1 protein-coding gene is annotated in these 1,109 nt (G+C 57.6%); it reads left to right on the forward strand.

What is annotated here, in order from left to right; translation table 11 throughout:
* A partial coding sequence (locus tag EII32_RS12230) for a peptidase (protein ID WP_158611185.1) occupies nucleotides 1-1,109 on the forward strand: 1,109 nt, incomplete at both ends.

A 1,109-nucleotide genomic window follows, 5' to 3' on the forward strand; every position in this document is an offset into this window, starting at 1 on the left:
GCCGGCGGTAACGAAAAAGGCATCCATTCACAAATCGACAACCTCACTGTGAAGCTCACCGGCACCAACACGGTAACGGCGGTATATACACCCGTCTTGCACACCAAGCCGATGACCCTTACGGGCGGCGGCACACTCAACGCAGAGAGCACAAAAGACTGCGGCATCTATGTTTTCAAGACCTCGCTGACCATCGACGGCTGCACCGTCAATGCCAAGGGCAAATGGGGCATCGCAGGAAATGACGGCTCCTCGGAAACCCTCACCATCCGCAATGCCACGGTAACGGCAGAGGGCACGGACGGCTCCATCTGCGACTTCAAGGAATTCACCCTCTACCGCTGCGCCATCACAAGCCCCGCCGGAGCGGTGTGGAACGCCGAAAAGAAAGCCGTGTGCGACGCCTCGGGAAATATCATCAAATCCAAGGTGACCATCGAGCCGGTTACCACCTACGACCTCGTGATTGCCGGCAAGCGGGTGAACGAGGTCAACTGCGACGACCTCAGCGTGATTGAAGGCGTGAGCGGAACGGTAAACTACGACCACTCCACCAAGACCCTCACCCTCGATAATGCCACCATCAACGGCGGTTACAGAAACGGCATCGAATCACATATCTACAACCTCACAGTGAAGCTCATCGGCACAAACGCGGTAATGGGGACGACATTTCCGGCCGTCGTCAATTACTACAATCCGATGACCATTACGGGCAACGGCACGCTCAACGCAGAGAGCACAAATAACTGCGCCATCTTGGTTTACAAGACCTCGCTCACCATCGACGGCTGCACCGTCAATGCCAAAGGGAAATATGGCATTACAGGAGATAGCGGCTCCTCGGAATCCCTCGCCCTCCGCAACGCCACGGTAACGGCAGAGGGCACGAACGGCTCCATCCGCTACTTCAATACCCTCACCCTCGAGGGCTGCAAAATCACAAGCCCCGCCGGAGCGGTGTGGAACGCCGGAAAGGGAGCCGTGTGCGACGCTTCGGGAAATGTCATAACCGACAAGGTGACCATCACCCGCGATACCAACGGCATCGAAACCGTGACGGCCGACGTGCCTGCCGGCAAGCGCGGCGTGTATAACCTCCAAGGCGT

This window comes from Prevotella sp. OH937_COT-195 (assembly GCF_003932845.1).
In the GTDB taxonomy this organism is placed as follows: domain Bacteria; phylum Bacteroidota; class Bacteroidia; order Bacteroidales; family Bacteroidaceae; genus Prevotella.